Here is an 18,163-nt window from a genome sequence, read left to right on the forward strand (position 1 = left end):
CTTGCTTGATGCGCAGCTAGACGCAGCGACAGCGAAGGCTCCCGCGAAAGCCGTTTGGGGCTGGATGCTTTTCGACTGGGCCGCACAGCCCTTCTTTACCGTTGTCACGACTTTCATTTTCGGCCCCTACTTCGTCTCCCGCCTGACTGCGGATCCCGTTTCGGCGCAGGCGATGTGGAGTAACATGGCGACGATCTCTTCGGTGATTATCGCCGTGCTTTCCCCGCTGCTTGGGGCGATTGCCGATCAATCGGGGGCGCGTAAGCCCTGGATTGCCTTTTTTGCGGTCATCAAGATCATAAGCCTTCTCTGCCTCTGGTTCGCCGAGCCGGGTTCGCCGGTCATTTATCCGGTCATCTTCATGATCCTTGCCTCGATCTCGGCCGAGTTTTCCATCGTCTTCAACGATTCGATGATGCCGCGGCTCGTCGGCAAGGATGAGGTCGGCAAGATTTCGAACATTGCCTGGGGACTCGGCTATCTCGGCGGCATGATCGTCCTGATTGCTGTCGTCGCCTTGCTGGCGGGAAACCCGGAAGGCGGCAAGACCATCCTCGGGCTCGATCCGCTCTTCGGTCTTGACCCGCATACGGGCGAAGACGCGCGCATCACAGGACCGATCTCGGCCATCTGGTACCTGATCTTCATCCTGCCGATGTTCTTCTTCACGCCGGATGCCAAGAAGGGCATGCCCTTGGCGGCAGCGGTCCGCATCGGCCTCAGGGAAGTCGGAAATACCCTCGATGAGCTGAAGCATAGAAAGGGCATTCTGAGATTTCTGATCGCCCGCATGATCTATCAGGACGGAGTGAACGGCCTGCTCATCCTCGGCGGCACTTTTGCAGCCGGAATGTTCGGCTGGGCGACGATCGAGATCGGCATCTACGGCATCATCCTCAATGTTGTCGCAATACTCGGCTGCCTGGCTGCAGGACGCGTGGACATGGGGCTCGGTTCGAAGGCGACCGTGATCATCAGCCTCACCATGCTGTTACTTGCAACAGTTGGTATTATCTCGACCGGGCCAGGCTACACTTTGTTCGGGTTGGTGCCACTGCCAACGGCCGATTCCGGCGGCCTTTTCGGCACCGCGGCGGAAAAGGCCTATATCCTCTATGGGCTACTGATCGGCCTCGCCTTCGGACCGGTTCAGGCTTCGTCACGCTCCTATCTGGCACGCAGTGTCAGCCTGGCGGAGGCGGGGCGGTATTTCGGAATTTACGCCCTTTCCGGACGCGCCACGAGCTTCATGGCAACCCTGCTCTTTTCCGCGGTGACCTATATGAGCGGATCGCCGCGGCTTGGAATGGCGATGTTGATCCTGTTTCTTGCGGGTGGATTGGTGCTGCTGATCCGCACGCCTTATCCAGCCGATGGTGTGTGACGGCGCTGGCCCTCGGCCCGCAGGCCGAGGTGATAGGGAAGAAATTGCCTATGCTCAGTGGCGGAAATGGCGCATGCCGGTGAAGACCATCGCGATGTCATGCTCATTGGCCGCGTCGATGACCTCCTGATCGCGCATCGATCCACCCGGCTGTATAACGGCCGTGGCACCGGCGGCGATCATTGAAAGCAGCCCGTCGGCGAAAGGCAGAAAGGCTTCCGAGGCGACCGCCGAACCCTGCGTCAGAGGTGCATCGAGCCCGAGCGCCTTCGCAGCTTCCTCGGCCTTCAAACCGGCGATGCGGGCAGAATCGACGCGGCTCATCTGGCCGGCGCCGATGCCGGCCGTCTGGCCGTCCTTGGCGTAGACAACGGCGTTCGACTTCACGTGCTTGGCGACCCTGAAGGCGAATTTCATATCTTCCAGCTCCTGCGCCGTCGGCGCGCGCCGGGTAACGACCTTCAGCTCCAGATCCTCGACCATGCCGTTGTCGCGACTCTGCACCAGCAGACCGCCGGAAACGGTCTTTGCCGTCAGTCCGGCCGCGCGCGGATCCGGTAGGCCGCCGGCGGAAAGCAGGCGCAGGTTCGGTTTGCGGGCGACGATCGCCTTGGCTTCGTCCGTGACGTCAGGAGCGATGATGACCTCGGTGAAAAGCTTGACGATTTCCTCGGCCGTTTCGGCATCGAGCGTCCGATTGAGCGCGATGATGCCTCCAAAGGCAGAAACGGAATCGCAGGCGAGCGCCCTGCGATAGGCCTCGACGAGGGTAGGGGCCGTCGCCACACCGCAAGGGTTGGCATGCTTGATGATGGCGCAAGCCGGTGCCTTTTCCGGCAGGAATTCGGACACGAGTTCGTAGGCCGCGTCCGTATCGTTGATATTGTTGTAGGAAAGCTGCTTGCCCTGAAGGAGCGTTGCCGTCGAGACACCGGGGCGAACCTCGCCGGTAACGTAGAAGGCCGCCTTCTGATGCGGGTTTTCGCCGTACCGCATCTCCTCCTTCAGAACGCCGCCGATGACACGATGGCGTGGCGTGTCGATCGAAAGCGCCTCGGCGAACCAATTCGAGATCATCGCGTCGTAGGCAGCCGTACGCGCAAAGGCCTTGGCGGCCATGCGTTGGCGGAAGGAATAGCCGGTCTGCCCCTGATCGGTAGAAAGCTGCTCCAACAGCGCCGGATAATCGGCGGGATCGGTCAGGATCGTGACATAGGCATGGTTCTTGGCGGATGCCCTGATCATAGCCGGACCGCCGATATCGATATTTTCGACGGTGGTTGGATAGTCGCCGCCGGCCGCCCGCACGTCCTCGAAAGGATAGAGATTGATGACGACGAGATCGATGCCTTCGATACCGTGTGTCGTCATGGCTTGCTGGTGATCGGCATCATCGCGGATCGCGAGCAAGCCGCCATGTACTTTCGGATGAAGCGTCTTGACCCGGCCGTCCATGATTTCCGGAAAGCCGGTAATCTCGGAGACGTCGATCACCGTAAGACCTGCACTCGCAATGGTCTTGTGCGTGCCGCCGGTGGAGAGAAGACGAATACCTTGCTCCGAAAGCGACCGCGCCAGTTCCACGATGCCGGTCTTGTCAGAGACTGAGAGCAGCGCGGTGCGGATCTTCACCTTATCGGGCGCAGGGATTTTCTTGGAAACGACGGCCATGAACTTTCTCCGTTTTGGCGTTCGGGAGACATCCGGCGAGGGACGCGGGGATTATGGCGTCGCGTTAGCATAGCTTCGCTGCCGCGCAAACAGAAGTCTAGCGTATAAGCTCGAAATCGGCATCGATTTTCGGAAAGGCTTATGCGTCGCTCGCTAAGTCCGGCGGGATAGAAACCAGCGAATCTCCGGCTTATCGGATATGCTGAAATTGATTTCGATCTGGTCGGATGTGCAGATACCGGAAGGATCGGCGAAGAAGACGTCCTCGCTGATAAGCACTTCATTGCCCGGCGCGCTGAAAAGCCAGGTTTCGCCGTCAGGCGCCATGAGTACGACCGATTCCCGCTCGGTCTGCTGCAGATTGATGGAGGGGTGCACATGGAACCGCGCGACAGCGGTTATCTTCCCACCGTCCTTGATCTCATTCTGAACCAGTAGGCGATCCCGCCCCGTCAGGATCGAACCGGAGGCATTGAGCGTCAATTCACGCTCATGCAACACGCCGAAGCTGCGAAGATAGCCATCATGCGTCGCCTTGAGACTGTCGCGGCCATCTTCGGTCTCGACCCGTTCTACCTTCACCGGAGCGGCGACGTCGGTCATGACATGTCCCAGAAAAGTGGACTGCGAGATGCGGCTGGAGGAAGTGTCGTTAACGGTAACCGTCGAATGGGCGGCGGTCGCTCGCGCCGTCTGGACGTAGCGCTGTCCGGCAAATTTTGGCGAGCCGGAATTGACGATGAAGCGATGTCGCCCGGACGACATCTCGAAGGAAAGACAGCCGGCATGGGCGTTCCTGGAAATATCGCCCGGCGTCGACCAGCCCGTGTCGACAATCGCTACTGTCTTGCCTGCGGAAAGCCGGTGATAGCGCGTCTGGGGCAATGCCTTGAACGGTTGACCGGCAGTCTCGTCATAGCGAAGCACCGACATCAGCTCATCGGCAAGCGTCGCGGTCGCACCGTTGAAGAGGGCCAGGTCGCCATCCTGATGACGAAAGAAACGAAGCGCCGGATACATGCGGTCGATGCCGGGGATCAGTCGTGACGGCACATCGTGTCCGAGATTCACATAGGTCTGACGCAGCGGCAGAAGGTCGAAAAGAAGTTCCATGCCCACGCGTGGATTACGGGAAATATGGCCTCCGTCCGTAAGGATCTGCCGGTCGATCTCACGATCGAGATCCCGGCCGGCGCGGCGTATCGTGGATGCCCGAGCGGGCATAGCCACCGATGCCATCGCGAGTGCGATCCGGATGCGGAAGAGGGCTTCACCGTCGGGTGCCGTCGGGGCAATGCGGCGCAAAAAGCGGACTTGAAAGGCGAGCGACCGCATGAACCGGCGATAGAAACCGCGATCGGCATTCTGCAGGAGCACGGGAGAATGGGATAGCCAAGCTATAAGACGCTGTGCGACGACTTCCGGCTCCCAGGCGACACCTTTCAGGACGCGCCCATGGACCGCGATCCAATCATTCGCAATCGCCCGAGCGGCGGCACAGGCGTGATCGCTCTTGTTCGCACGCATGTGCCGCAACCAGCCGAAGGCGTGGAGCCGCGCCGCGAACATTTGCGAAGGCAGACTGAGGGAAAAAGGTGACTTACCCTTGGTCTCGAGCAGACGGCCCGCCAGCGGGAAGCGCCCCTCCAGAATTTCGTCCGCCACATGCGGATCGACGCTGCGCAGATCGGTCGGTGCAACGATGAGCCGTTCCGGCACATGCACGGCATGGCGGAACAGCCGCAGGCGCGTCAGCGCTCCACGACGCGAGAAGCGACGCCAGGCCTCCCGCATATACAAACTGGATAACCGCCGGCCGGGTTTCTGCATACTTAATTTCTATCAAGCGTCATGGTTAAGAATCGGTGAAGACGCCGGTGATTTCAGCGCAATAAAGAGCTGCTCGCTATAATCAAATCGAGCTATGCCAGAGCGGGATGAGGAAAAGTGTATGCGGTTTTCCGCCCGCCTCCCGCACGCACTTTTAGAGCCGACGGAGGACGGCGGAAAAAAATCCGTCCAGACCGGAAGCAAATCCGGACGAAACCTGGAGCATGGCGGGTGTGGTGCGAATTTCACCGAGAGGGGAGATCGCCTCCTCCAGTCCCGGCCAATCTGCCGCCTTTACCGGCACGCGCTCGACTGTCCGATCATCCTTCAAGATCCGTGCGACGATTTCCTCGCCTTCCGAAGGATCCAACGAACAGTTGGAAAAGACGACAATGCCGCCGGGCTTGACGAGTCTCAGCGCGTGCCGAAGCAAGCGCTCCTGCAGGGCTGCAAGTTTGGCGATATCTTCCGGCCCTTTCGTCCAAAGGACATCCGGGTGGCGGCGGATCGTACCGGTCGAGGAGCAGGGCGCATCGAGCAGAGCCCCATCGAAGAGCTCGTCCGGCTCGTAAGCCGCCATATCGGCAACGATCGCCGTTGCAGCAAGGCCGAGGCGGGCGAGGTTTGCATTCAGCCGTTTCAGGCGGTTTGCCGAGTGGTCGAGGGCTGTGACGTCGGCGCCGGCAAGCGCAAGCTGCGCGGTCTTTCCTCCAGGTGCGGCGCAGAGATCGATGACACGCTTACCCTTAAGATTACCGAAAAGCCTCGCGGGGATACTTGCCGCCGCATCCTGCACCCACCACTCACCCTCACCAAAGCCTTCCAGCGACGGGATGGCGCCATCGAAAGCGGCGAGCCGCACGCTGCCCGTCGGCAGAACGAGACCGTTCAGTCGCTGAGCCCATCCTTCCGCATCGGATTTGACGGTCAGATCGATCGCCGCCGGCTCGAGTTGGGCTTCGGCGATCGCACGCGCAGCTGCAGGCCCATATACTTCCGCCAGCCGTTCGAAGAACCAGGCCGGTATCGAGGGTATCTCGGCTACCCGATCCAGGATTTCCTGCTTTTCGCGCCCAAGCCGGCGCAAAATCGCGTTCACCAGCTTGGCAAAGCGGCGGTTGCGCGGGTCAGTATTGGCTTGCTCGACCGCAAGATCGACGGCGGAATGATCCGGAACGTCAAGGTAGAGCATCTGTGCCGCCGCCACGACAAGCACATGATGAAGCGCACGCGCGCCCTCCGGCAGCGGCGACTCGAGCAAGGCGTCAAGGGCAGCCTCGATGCGCGGCAGATGCCGCAAAGCCGAATTCAGGATTGCCCGGGTGAGTGCGCGATCATTTTCAGCGAGCGCACGATAGGCGGGATTGCCGTTTTCTGCGTCCAGCATTCCATCGAGAGAGATTTTTCGATCGACAACAGCGGCAAGGATCTTGGCGGCGGCAGCGCGGGCTGCAAAGCCCGGTTTGATTTCACCCCCGACGTCCGAATCGCGCCTTTCGCGTGATCCTGGAATTTGCTTGCCGTTTTTGAAGGAGGGCTTCTTTCTGCCGTCTGAACTCAAGACCAGGGACCTTTTGGCGGTTGCGAATCACCGCGGCCCGTACCGGTATCGGGAACCGAGCGCGATCTGCGCGCGGGATTAGCAGCCCAGCCGCCGCCCGTCGAGGCATAGCCGCCGCCACGCGCCATCTCCTGCAGCGCCGCAATTCGATTTTCCGTATTCGGATGCGTCGAGAAGAGATTGTCCATGCGCTCGCCCGAGAGCGGATTGATAATGAACATATGTGCCGTTGCCGGGTTTCGCTCTGCATCATAGTTCGGCACATGCGCAGCGCCGCGGGCAATCTTGGCAAGCGCAGAGGCCAGCCACAGAGGATTACCGCAGATTTCCGCGCCACGGTGGTCGGCGGAATATTCACGCGTGCGGCTAATCGCCATCTGCACCAGCATGGCCGCAAGGGGTGCTACGATCATCGCCACGAGAATACCGACGAAACCGAGGGGATTATTGTTGTTGTCGCGGCTGCCGCCGAAGAAGAAGGCGAAATTGCCAAGCATGGAGATAGCGCCGGCAAGCGTCGCAGTGATCGTCATGGTCAGCGTATCGCGGTTCTGTATATGCGCGAGCTCATGCGCCATGACGCCCGCAACCTCCTCCGGCGTCAACGCGCTCAGAAGGCCGGTCGAGGCGGCAACCGCCGCATTCTCCGGATTGCGGCCGGTTGCGAAAGCATTCGGCTGCGGGTTGTCATAGAGATAGACCTTGGGCATGGGCAGCCCGGCATTGCTGGCAAGGTCTCGAACGATCCGGAAAAATTCAGGCGCATTACGCTCGTCAATTTCCTGCGCATGATACATCGCAAGCACCATACGGTCCGAGTTCCAGTAGGAAAAGAAGTTCATGCCGGCGGCGATCACCAGCGCGATCATCATCCCGGCCTGACCTCCGATCAGATAACCGACCCCCATGAACAGGGCAGTCATGAAGGCAAGCAACATGGCAGTGCGCACGAGGTTCATTGTCGTTTCTCCGTCGTTCCGTTGCGGCCCAAGCCTTTTTATTTGTCCGTCAACGCTCTATGATTTGGGTTATTCTACCGACGTTTTCAATATTTTCGATCTGGAGTACCGCGATGCAGACAGCGGACAACGACAATATCCAAGGCACGGACGAGTTGGCTTCGGCAGCGCCACGAAAGCCCCTGTCACCGGCTGCCAAACGGGCGCGTGCGGAAGCCGAGGAACGACGCAGAAGCGAAAAGAAGCAGGAGATGCCGCCCGAAATCGGCGGCCGCGGCGGTGCCGATCCCGCTCGCTTCGGCGACTGGGAGATCAACGGCAGGGCGATCGACTTCTAAAGGTAAATATTCCTATTGGCTTTGACCCCAACGGTCGGAATCCGGCTCAGGATCTCATTTCTACAGGTCATGTCGGAGCTATGATGGCGGCAGGAAACCAAAGGAGAACTGCCGCAGCGTCGAGTGGAAGCCGCTCCGGCAACCGGGGCGGCGATATTACAGATCAGGCGGCATCCGCCCTGTTCTGGCGATTGGCGATCAGATCATCGACGACAGCCGGATCGGCGAGCGTCGACGTATCGCCGAGCGAGCCGAAATCATCCTCGGCGATCTTGCGAAGGATGCGCCGCATGATCTTGCCGGAACGCGTCTTCGGCAGACCGGGAGCGAACTGGATCTTGTCCGGCGCCGCGATCGGCCCGATCTCGCCGCGGACGTGCTTTACAAGCTCCTGTCTGAGCGTATCCGAACCATCATGGCCGGCCATCAGCGTAACATAGCAATAGATGCCCTGGCCCTTGATCGGGTGCGGATATCCAACGACGGCCGCTTCCGAAACGAGATGATGCGACACGAGCGCCGATTCGACTTCCGCGGTCCCCAGTCTATGGCCGGAAACGTTGAGCACGTCGTCGACGCGACCGGTGATCCAATAGTAGCCGTCCTCGTCGCGGCGGCAGCCGTCGCCGGTGAAATATTTGCCCTTGTAGGTGGAGAAGTAGGTGTCGATGAAGCGCTGATGATCGCCATAGACAGTCCGCATCTGCCCGGGCCAGCTGTCGCTGATGCAGAGATTGCCGTCGGCTGCACCTTCCAGCACCCTGCCTTCATTGTCGACCAGTTGCGGCTTGACGCCGAAAAACGGCACCGTCGCCGAACCGGGCTTGAGATCGGTCGCGCCAGGAAACGGCGTGATCATGTGGCCGCCGGTTTCCGTCTGCCACCAGGTATCGACGATCGGGCAGCGCTTGTCGCCCACGACATTGTAATACCATTCCCAGGCTTCCGGATTGATCGGCTCGCCGACGGTACCGAGAAGGCGCAGACTGGTGCGCGACGAGCGCGTCACGAACTCATCGCCCGCCCCCATGAGTGAACGGATCGCTGTCGGCGCGGTATAGAAGATGTTGACCTTGTGCTTGTCGATCACTTCCCAAAAGCGCCCTTGATCCGGGAAATTCGGCACGCCTTCGAACATCAGGGATGTCGCGCAATTGGCAAGCGGGCCGTAGACGATATAGGAGTGGCCGGTGACCCAGCCGACATCGGCCGTACACCAGTAGATGTCTCCGTCATGATAATCGAAAACATATTCATGGGTCATGGCGGCATAGACGAGATAGCCGCCGGTCGTGTGCAGCACGCCCTTCGGCTTGCCGGTCGAACCCGACGTATAAAGAATAAAAAGCGGATCTTCCGCCTTCATCTTCACGGGCGGGCACTCCGCCTTCACCGTTGCCACTTCCTGATGGTACCAGAGGTCGCGGCCGGGAGCCCAGCCCGTCTTGCCGCCGGTGCGGCGGACGACCAGCACCTTCTCGACGATCACATGCTGGCGGGCGGCAATATGGATCGCGGTATCGGTATTGTCCTTGAGGGGCACGGGTTTGCCACCGCGCACGCCTTCGTCGCAGGTGATCACGAAGGTCGATTGGCAATCAACGATGCGGCCGGCCAGCGCCTCCGGCGAGAAGCCTCCGAAGACGACCGAGTGTACAGCGCCGATGCGCGCGCAGGCGAGCATCGCATAGGCCGCCTCGGGAATCATCGGCATATAGATGGTGACACGATCGCCCTTCTGGATGCCATGCTTCTTGAGCACATTCGCCATGCGGCAGACATGCTCATAAAGCTCATTATAGGTGATCTTCTTGTCGATATAGGGATTGTCGCCTTCCCAGATCAGCGCGACGCGCTCGCCATGCGTCTTCAGATGGCGATCGATGCAGTTATAGGAGACGTTGGTCAGACCGTCCTCGAACCACTTGATCGAAACCCTTCCAAGAAAGGAGGTATTCTTGACCTTGGTATAAGGCTTGAACCAGTCGATACGCCTGCCATGCTTGCCCCAGAACTTGTTGGGATCTTCGACGCTTTCCTCGTACCACTTCTCGTACTTCGCCCTGTCGATCAGAGCGCGGCTCTTGGCCGGCTTGAGAACCGGATAAATTTTTTCCGACATGGTCTCCTCCTCATTCCGAATATCCGTCGCCGCGTCATCAGTATGGGCGGCCTTTCCGAGCAATCAATAGCAGGTCAAGTTACGGCGGCAATTAGACAAAGGTCATTTCGTTCTTCAAGAATTGCTTTTGTGTGACACTGCCGCTATATAGGGGCATATTTCCCGGACAATGTGGTGATACCCACGGACCGCGACCGGCGCGGACGACAGAAGGACTATATCCATGGCTCAACAATTGCTCATGCCGAAGGCGACGGCCATCTGGCTTGTCGACAATACGGCCTTGTCATTCGACCAGATCGCGCAGTTCTGCAAACTGCACCCGCTGGAAGTCAAGGCAATTGCCGACGGCGAAGCAGCGCAGGGCATCAAAGGACTGGACCCGATCGCCACGGGCCAGCTCTCCCGCGACGAGATCGCCCGTGCGGAGGCAAACCCCAACCACAAGCTGAAGCTCTCCGAGCCGAAGGTGCGCGTTCCGGAATCCAAGCGTCGTGGTCCTCGCTATACGCCCGTCTCCAAGCGTCAGGATCGACCCAATGCCATTCTCTGGCTCGTGCGCAATCATCCGGAACTCAAGGACGCGCAGATTTCCCGTCTTGTCGGTACGACGAAATCGACGATCGAGCAGATTAGGGACCGCACGCATTGGAATTCCGCCAATTTGACGCCGATGGATCCGGTCACGCTTGGCCTTTGCAGCCAGATCGATCTCGACATGGAAGTGGAGAAGGCCGCCAAGGGCCGTCCGCTGCCGACGGCTGCCGAGCTTGGCGCCACGCTCCAGTCTGCTCAGGAAACGGAGCGCCTCACACCGAGCTACGAGCGCGAGGAGGAGAAGGAGATCGACGCCGATGCCGTCTTCGCCAAGCTGAAGTCGCTGAAATCTTCACCCAAGGACGAAGATGAAGACGATCACTATTGAGACCCGGGTTTGACCCCTCTCTTTTTCGAAGCCCGGCCTCGTGCCGGGCTTTTTTGTTCTCCACGGCCATCACATCGGCAGTGAGCCATAGCCTCGGGAACGAAGCGCTTCCCCGATCTCGTCCAGTATGGCGGGGTCATCAATCGTCGCGGGCATCTTCCATGGGATCCCGTCGGCAATCTTCTGCATGGTCCCGCGCAGGATTTTCCCTGAACGTGTCTTCGGCAGGCGCTTGACGACGATTGCGGTCTTGAAGCAGGCAACCGGCCCGATTTCATCACGGATCAGCTTGACCACATCCTTCTCGACTTCGGATGTTTCACGGGAAACATTCCTTTTCAGCACCAGAAAGCCGCACGGAACCTGTCCCTTGACGCTGTCAGCCACGCCGACGACCGCGCATTCGGCGACATCGGGATGGGTGGCGCACACCTCCTCCATCGCCCCGGTCGAGAGGCGATGGCCGGCGCAATTGATGATGTCGTCGGTGCGAGCCATGATGAAGAGATAGCCGTCCTCGTCCATGTAGCCGGCATCGGCCGTTTTGTAATGGCCCGGAAATTCGGCGAGATAGGTCGAATGGAAACGGTCGTCCGCATTCCAGAGCGTCGGCAGACACCCGGGCGGCAGCGGCAACTTCACGACGATGTTGCCCAATGTTCCGTGAGGCACGGGATGTCCGTCATCGTCGAGCACGCGGATGTCATAGCCCGGCATTGGCACGGAAGGAGAGCCGTGCTTGACCGGAAGAGCGCCAAGGCCCAGAGGATTTGCCGCAATGGGCCAGCCGGTTTCCGTCTGCCACCAATGGTCAATGACCGGTACGGCAAGCATGCGCTCCGCCCATTTCAACGTCTCCGGATCGGCCCTCTCGCCGGCAAGGAACAATGCCCGGAACCCGGGCAGCGGATATTTTCTGATGAATTCCCCATCCGGATCCTCCCGGCGGATCGCGCGAAAGGCGGTCGGTGCGGTGAAGAGGACTTTCACGTCATGCTCTGAGACGATGCGCCAGAAGGTGCCGGCATCCGGCGTTCCGACGGGCTTGCCTTCGAAGAGCAGCGTCGTGATACCGGCAAGAAGCGGCGCATAGACGATATAGGAGTGACCCACGACCCAGCCGATATCGGATGCAGCCCAGAACACCTCGCCGGGCTTCAGGCCGTAGATAGCCGACATCGACCAGTGGAGCGTCACCATATGACCGCCATTGTCACGAACGACGCCTTTCGGCTGGCCGGTCGTACCGGACGTATAGAGGATATAGAGCGGATCTGTCGCCTTGACCGGAGTACAGGCAATATCGGCTCCCCTGATCTTTTCCGCTTCGACCGCTGCTGCAAGGTCGATATCCCGCCCCGCGACCATGTCAGCCTTCAGCTCAGGGCGCTGAAGGATAAGGCAACGGACCGGCTTCACCTTCGCAAGGCCGATCGCCTGGTCGAGCAGCGGCTTGTAGGCGACGACGCGGCCGGGTTCGATGCCGCAACTTGCGGAAATGATCAGTTTTGCGCCGGAATCATCGATTCGGTTCGCAAGCTCCGCCGCAGCGAAACCACCAAACACGACCGAGTGGATAGCCCCGATTCGGGCGCAGGCGAGCATCGAAAAGACCGCTTCCGGTACCATCGGCATGTAAAGGATAACCCTGTCGCCTCTGGCAACGCCGAGGTTGAGCATCGCGGCGGCAATCGCCTTCACTTCGGACAGCGCCTCCTCATAGGTGAAGCGCCGCTTGATTCCGGCCATCGGGCTATCGTAAATGATTGCGGTATCCGCGCCGCGTCCAGCCAGCACATGCCGGTCAATACAGTTGTGGCAGGTGTTGGTTTCCGCTCCGACAAACCATCGACCATACACCCCATCACCTGCCTCAAAGACCGTGTCGGCCGGCTTGAACCATTCCAACGCCTGTGCCGCCTCCATCCAGAATTGCTCCGGATTGCTCTCCCAGGCAGCATAGATTTTCTGATAGTCGCTCGGCATCTGCTCCTCCCCAGGACATGCTAGCTCATGCACTCAAATCTAGGAGAGGGAAGCGAGAACAGGAAGCCCGACGAAAGCGTAAAATCCATGTTGCGCAGCCGGCTTTAATGCATGCCGCGCAAAAGTGTGCAGCGGTTTGCGGCAACGACAGTATGAAACCAACAAGCTAAAGCCTGTCGCGTGAGCCTACCTTCACGCGACAGGCTTTAGTGTCGTTCGCCGAAGATCGCGGAGCCGACCCGAACGCTGGTGGCGCCGAAGGCGATGGCCGTTTCGTAATCGCTCGACATGCCCATGGAAAGCTTTTCGACGCCGCATTTCTTCGCAAGCTTGGCGAGAAGTGCGAAATGCGGTCCGGGATTTTCATCCGCCGGGGGAATGCACATCAGTCCCTCGATGGCAAGCCCAAGCTCGTTACGGCAGAGTTCTATGAAAGCTGGCGTATCATCGGGTGCAATACCCGCCTTCTGCGGTTCCAGCCCGGTGTTCACCTGCACATAGAATTTCAGGATTTTGCCCTGATCTCGCATCTCCTTCGCGAGCACCCGCGCGATCTTCTCACGGTCGATGGTCTCGATGACGTCGAACAGCGCCACGGCGTCGGCTGCCTTGTTGGACTGCAGAGGCCCGATTAGATGCAGCTCGATATCCGGCGTCTCTGCCTTGAGCCGAGGCCATTTGCCCTGGCTCTCCTGCACTCGGTTCTCACCGAAGACACGCTGGCCCGCGTCTATTGCTGGGCGAATAGCGTCCGCGTCGAATGTCTTGGAGACAGCGACAAGCTGCACGGATGCAGTCGGACGATTGGAATGATGCTCTGCCGCCGCAATTCTTGACCGCACATCGTTCAACCGCTCCTGGAGGCCCATCGCAAAATCCATCTCCGTTTCGACACGGGAACTGACTAACCAGCAAGCGTGTGGTTGCCAAGTCCCGCAATCGGCAATTCTGCCTTCCGGAGGCGAAGATCGCGCACTTCCCCGCCCCGGCAAACTTGACGCTTGGATGGTTTCGTGATGAAGGTCACGGCCAATCTCCCGTGAATTTCGGAAATAAAATCGATATGGCGACTGAACGTTACAATCCGCGCGATGCCGAGCCCCGCTGGCAGGAAAAGTGGGCTGAGGAGGAGGTCTTCACGACCGACAACGCCGACGTGCGCGAGAAGTACTATGTACTCGAAATGTTCCCCTATCCCTCCGGGCGCATCCACATGGGCCATGTCCGCAATTATGCCCTGGGAGACGTTGTCGCCCGCTATAAGCGCGCCCGCGGCTACAATGTACTTCATCCGATGGGCTGGGACGCTTTCGGTATGCCCGCTGAAAATGCGGCTATGGAACGCGGCGTTCATCCGGCGTCCTGGACCTATCAGAACATTGCCTCGATGAAGGCGCAGCTGAAAGCCATGGGGCTTTCGCTGGATTGGAGCCGTGAATTCGCAACTTGCGACGTCGACTACTACAAACACCAGCAGCATCTCTTCCTAGATTTCCTGGAAAAGGGTCTGGTTTATCGCAAGCAGTCCAAGGTGAACTGGGATCCGGTCGACAATACGGTGCTTGCCAACGAACAGGTGATTGACGGCCGCGGCTGGCGTTCCGGTGCACTGGTCGAGCAACGCGATCTGACGCAATGGTTCTTCAAGATCACCGATTTCAGCCAGGATCTGCTGGACGCCCTGGATACGCTTGATCAGTGGCCGGAGAAAGTCCGGCTGATGCAGAAGAACTGGATCGGACGCTCAGAAGGCTTGACGATCCGCTGGGAGATCGTGGCAGAAACCGCACCGGACGAAAACCGCGAGGTTACCGTCTATACCACACGGCCCGATACGTTGTTCGGCGCCGCCTTCCTGGCAATCGCCGCCGACCATCCCCTGGCAAGGGCAGCAGCGGAAAGAGACCCGGCGATTGAAGCTTTTTGCGAGGAATGCCGGCGCGCCGGTACGTCATTGGCAGCACTTGAGACAGCCGAGAAGAAGGGGATGGACACGGGTATCCGTGTCAGGCATCCGCTCGACGCGTCCTGGGAACTGCCCGTCTATGTCGCCAATTTCGTTCTGATGGATTACGGCACCGGCGCGATCTTCGGATGCCCGTCCGGCGACCAGCGCGACCTCGATTTCGCTCGCAAATATAACTTGCCGGTCGTTCCGGTCGTCATGCCGAAGGATGGCGACGCCGCAACTTTCGCCATTGATGACGTTGCCTATGATGGCGATGGCGTCATGATCAATTCGCGTTTCCTCGACGGCATGACCACCGATGAAGCGTTCGAAAGCGTCGCCTCGAAGCTGGAGGCTACCAGTCTGGGAAACACGCCGCAGGCCGAGCGAAGGGTCAATTTCCGGTTGCGAGACTGGGGAATTTCCCGCCAGCGTTATTGGGGCTGCCCGATTCCCGTCATTCATTGTGATGATTGTGGAATCATACCCGTGCCGAAGAAGGATTTACCGGTCAAGCTTCCGGACGATGTGACCTTCGATCAGCCAGGCAATCCGCTCGACCGCCATCCGACCTGGCGCCATGTTGCCTGCCCGCAATGCGGAAAGGATGCCCGCCGCGAGACGGATACGATGGACACTTTCGTCGATTCGAGCTGGTACTTCACCCGCTTTACGGCGCCTTGGGAGGACAGGCCAACCGATCCGGATGTTGCCAATCGCTGGCTTCCGGTCGATCAGTATATCGGCGGTATCGAGCACGCGATCCTTCATCTGCTCTATTCTCGGTTCTTCACGCGAGCGATGCGCGAGACTGACCATGTCGGCGTCAAGGAACCTTTCCGCGGCCTCTTCACGCAGGGCATGGTCGTGCACGAGACCTATAGCAAGGGGAAGGGCACGACACGGGAATGGGTGTCGCCCGCCGATATCCGGATCGAGGAGATCGATGGAAAACGCCGGGCCGTGCTGCTTGCATCCGGTGAGGAAGTTACCATCGGCTCCATCGAGAAAATGTCGAAATCCAAGAAAAATGTCGTCGACCCGGACGATATTATCGCCTCCTACGGTGCGGATACGGCTCGGTTCTTCGTGCTGTCTGATTCACCGCCCGACCGCGACGTGATCTGGTCGGAAGCTGGCGTCGAAGGAGCACACCGTTTCACGCAGCGCCTTTGGCGGCTGATATCGGAGGCGGCGGACCATCTCAGGGCTGTCGACCCACTGCCTGCCCACGAGGGCGAAGCGCTTGCCATATCTCAGGCTGCTCACAAGACGCTGAAGGCGGTGCAGACCGATTATGACAAACTTGCCTTCAACAAGGCGGTCGCGCGTATCTATGAGCTTGTTAACTTCCTGGCCAGCCCCTTGGCCAAAGTCGCTGCGGGCGAAGCGGAGGCCGCTTATTGCGCGGCCGTGCGTGAGGCCTCGGAGATCCTCATCCAGATCGTCGCACCGATGACCCCGCATCTCGCCGAAGAGTGCTGGATGGCTCTCGGCAACAGCCAGCTTGTCGTCCGCACGCCTTGGCCTGCCTATCGCGAAGATTTGGTTGCGGATAACGAGATCATGTTGCCGGTTCAGATCAACGGCAAGAAGCGCGCCGAATTGACAATCGCGCGCGACGCAGATCAGAATGCCGTCCAGAATGCTGTGCTCGCCTTGGATGCCGTCAGAAGCGCCTTGAACGGTCAAGCACCGAAAAAGGTCATCATCGTTCCACAAAGGATTGTGAACATTGTCGTCTGATTTCGTTATCAAGCTCGGCCGCTTCGGAGCTGTTGCGGCGATGGCTCTGGTTGCGGGAATGCTCTCCGCCTGCCAGGTCCGCCCGCTTTATTCCGAGAATTCCGCTGTCGCCGGAAAACTCGCCTCCGTCTCCTTCTCAGACCCCACATCCCGCGTCGGTCAGGAGGTCCGCAATCGGCTTGTCTTCTTCACCGGCCACGGCGCCGGTGAACCGATAAAGGCCGATTATAATACCGATTTGACGGTGACGTCAGCCGTTACGGACGTTCTTCTCGTTCGAACCTCGAATGGGAGGTCAATCGATTCCGATACCGCCCGTGCAGGTCGCGTCACGGTCACAGCCAATTACATCCTGCGTCGCGCAAGCGACGATCAGGTGGTCAAGGCAGGAAGTCGCACGGCCACCTCTTTGGTGGATTTCTCACAGCAGGAATTCGCCAAACTTCGCGCCATACGCGATGCGGAAAACCGGGCAGCACGTGAGGCGGCTGAGCTCGTCGGTGCCGATATCGCGGCCGCCCTCGGCCGCTAACGGATGTCGCGCAAAACTGCGCGGCGGTTTTGCGCAACATGCCTGGAGACAACAGCCTAAAGGCTGTCACGTGAATCTCTCTTCATGTGACAGCTTCAGCACTCGAGGAGTGGAGCATTGGCTGAGCTTAAATCCCACGAATTCGAGGGATTTTTACAGAGGCGGGGACAAGCGCATCGCATCTACCTCGTTTACGGGCCAGATCGCGGTTTGGTTACGGAGCGGGCCGAGCTGCTCGCAAGAAAAACCGGCGTTGCTCTCGATGACCCGTTCTCGGTGATCAAGTTGGACATAGCCGATCTGCAGCGGGACCCCGCCAGACTTTTAGATGAAGTCAATGGTATCGGGCTTTTCGGCGGGGAAAAGCTCGTCTGGATTCGCGGCGCTGGGAATGAGAAATTCCTGATCGATGCATTTCAGCACATCGCCGAAAAGCCGCCGGAAGCAAGCTTCGTTCTCATCGAAGCGGGAGATCTGAAAAAGGGATCAGCATTGCGCAAGATCGCTGAAGGCGCATCAGCTGCTATCGCGATCCCGTGCTACGCGGATGACAATCGCGCCCTTAACGCGCTTATAGATCAGGAGCTTGCCTCCGAAGGGCTGCGAATCGTTCCCGCGGCTCGACAGCTTCTCCTTGAATCCCTGGGAGGTGACCGTATCGCATCGCGTAACGAGATCAGAAAACTCGCGCTCTATTGTCACGGTGGCGGAACAATAGAGGAAGGCGATGTCGTCAATATCGTTGGAGATGCCAGTGCCATTTCCGTCGATGACGCGGTGGATGCCGTTATGAGCGGCAACTCGGCAGGTTTCCTGCAGGCCATGCAGAAGATTGCGGCTTCGAAGACGCCGGTTTTCCTTGTTCTTCAGGCTTGCCTCAGGCAGCTTCAGCTTCTCGATACGATGCGCGCAGAAATGGACGAAAAACGTAGCCAGCCTGCACAGATCATGCAGAGTCTGGGACGCCATCTGCATTTTCGGAGGAAGCCTATCATGGAACAGGCCTTGCGAAGCTGGACCGCCCCTGCAATTGCCAGGGAAATGAGCAAACTACAGGCGGCAGTTTTGCAGAGTCGCAGAAGACAAAGTTTGGAAGACAGCATCGCCTTCCAAACCCTTCTATCGGTCACACTGCAATCGGCGCGGAGAGTGTCCGGCTAA

The 18,163-nt window shown here is 59.3% G+C and carries 13 protein-coding genes; 6 read left to right on the top strand and 7 right to left on the bottom strand.

Going from position 1 to position 18,163, the window contains the following annotated elements:
- Window position 1 precedes the first annotated feature (1 nt).
- Entirely contained in the window at window positions 2-1,384 is a 1,383-nt protein-coding gene (locus tag AAE029_RS22950; protein WP_371075202.1) for an MFS transporter, read from the top strand.
- Window positions 1,385-1,438: 54 nt separating this feature from the next.
- On the opposite strand, the gene purH is transcribed toward AAE029_RS22950, so the two are convergent.
- The 4 genes from purH to htpX form a co-directional block, all read right to left on the bottom strand.
- Window positions 1,439-3,055, bottom strand: coding sequence for a bifunctional phosphoribosylaminoimidazolecarboxamide formyltransferase/IMP cyclohydrolase (purH, locus tag AAE029_RS22955; RefSeq protein ID WP_371075203.1), 1,617 nt, complete (start codon window positions 3,053-3,055; stop codon window positions 1,439-1,441).
- A 153-nt stretch (window positions 3,056-3,208) separates the two neighbouring features.
- A complete protein-coding gene (locus AAE029_RS22960; RefSeq protein WP_371075204.1) occupies window positions 3,209-4,885 on the bottom strand; it encodes a heparinase II/III family protein in 1,677 nt (558 codons plus the stop codon).
- A gap of 154 nt (window positions 4,886-5,039) precedes the next feature.
- On the bottom strand, window positions 5,040-6,452 hold the full coding sequence (locus tag AAE029_RS22965; protein WP_371075282.1) for an RsmB/NOP family class I SAM-dependent RNA methyltransferase: 1,413 nt from the start codon (window positions 6,450-6,452) through the stop codon (window positions 5,040-5,042).
- Entirely contained in the window at window positions 6,443-7,405 is a 963-nt protein-coding gene (htpX, locus tag AAE029_RS22970) for a zinc metalloprotease HtpX (RefSeq protein WP_371075205.1), read from the bottom strand. Before htpX ends, AAE029_RS22965 begins: the two co-directional genes overlap by 10 nt.
- 113 nt (window positions 7,406-7,518) lie before the next feature.
- On the opposite strand from htpX, the gene AAE029_RS22975 reads away from it, so the two are divergent.
- Window positions 7,519-7,743: a DUF1674 domain-containing protein gene (locus AAE029_RS22975; RefSeq protein ID WP_371075206.1), complete on the top strand. Its 225-nt coding sequence runs from the start codon at window positions 7,519-7,521 to the stop codon at window positions 7,741-7,743.
- A 163-nt stretch (window positions 7,744-7,906) separates the two neighbouring features.
- Here AAE029_RS22975 and acs read toward each other — a convergent pair whose 3' ends face one another.
- Entirely contained in the window at window positions 7,907-9,865 is a 1,959-nt protein-coding gene (gene acs, locus AAE029_RS22980) for an acetate--CoA ligase (RefSeq protein WP_371075207.1), read from the bottom strand.
- Between the two features lie 223 nt (window positions 9,866-10,088).
- Here acs and AAE029_RS22985 point away from each other — a divergent pair, with 223 nt between their 5' ends.
- Window positions 10,089-10,790 (top strand): DUF1013 domain-containing protein, encoded by a 702-nt coding sequence (locus tag AAE029_RS22985; RefSeq protein WP_371075208.1) that lies wholly within the window; start codon window positions 10,089-10,091, stop codon window positions 10,788-10,790.
- Window positions 10,791-10,859: 69 nt separating this feature from the next.
- Here AAE029_RS22985 and AAE029_RS22990 read toward each other — a convergent pair whose 3' ends face one another.
- Window positions 10,860-12,776, bottom strand: coding sequence for a propionyl-CoA synthetase (locus tag AAE029_RS22990; protein WP_371075209.1), 1,917 nt, complete (start codon window positions 12,774-12,776; stop codon window positions 10,860-10,862).
- Window positions 12,777-12,982: 206 nt separating this feature from the next.
- Window positions 12,983-13,645, bottom strand: coding sequence for a YggS family pyridoxal phosphate-dependent enzyme (locus AAE029_RS22995; RefSeq protein ID WP_371075283.1), 663 nt, complete (start codon window positions 13,643-13,645; stop codon window positions 12,983-12,985).
- Window positions 13,646-13,839: 194 nt separating this feature from the next.
- On the opposite strand from AAE029_RS22995, the gene leuS reads away from it, so the two are divergent.
- From leuS to holA, 3 genes are all read left to right on the top strand, one after another.
- Entirely contained in the window at window positions 13,840-16,470 is a 2,631-nt protein-coding gene (gene leuS / locus AAE029_RS23000; protein ID WP_371075210.1) for a leucine--tRNA ligase, read from the top strand.
- Window positions 16,460-17,002, top strand: coding sequence for an LPS assembly lipoprotein LptE (lptE, locus tag AAE029_RS23005; RefSeq protein WP_371075211.1), 543 nt, complete (start codon window positions 16,460-16,462; stop codon window positions 17,000-17,002). The genes leuS and lptE overlap by 11 nt, the downstream gene beginning before the upstream one ends.
- Window positions 17,003-17,119: 117 nt before the next feature.
- Window positions 17,120-18,163, top strand: a complete 1,044-nt coding sequence (holA, locus tag AAE029_RS23010) for a DNA polymerase III subunit delta (protein ID WP_371075212.1) — start codon at window positions 17,120-17,122, stop codon at window positions 18,161-18,163.

Source organism: Sinorhizobium sp. CB7, assembly GCF_041357635.1.
In the GTDB taxonomy this organism is placed as follows: Bacteria; Pseudomonadota; Alphaproteobacteria; order Rhizobiales; family Rhizobiaceae; genus Rhizobium.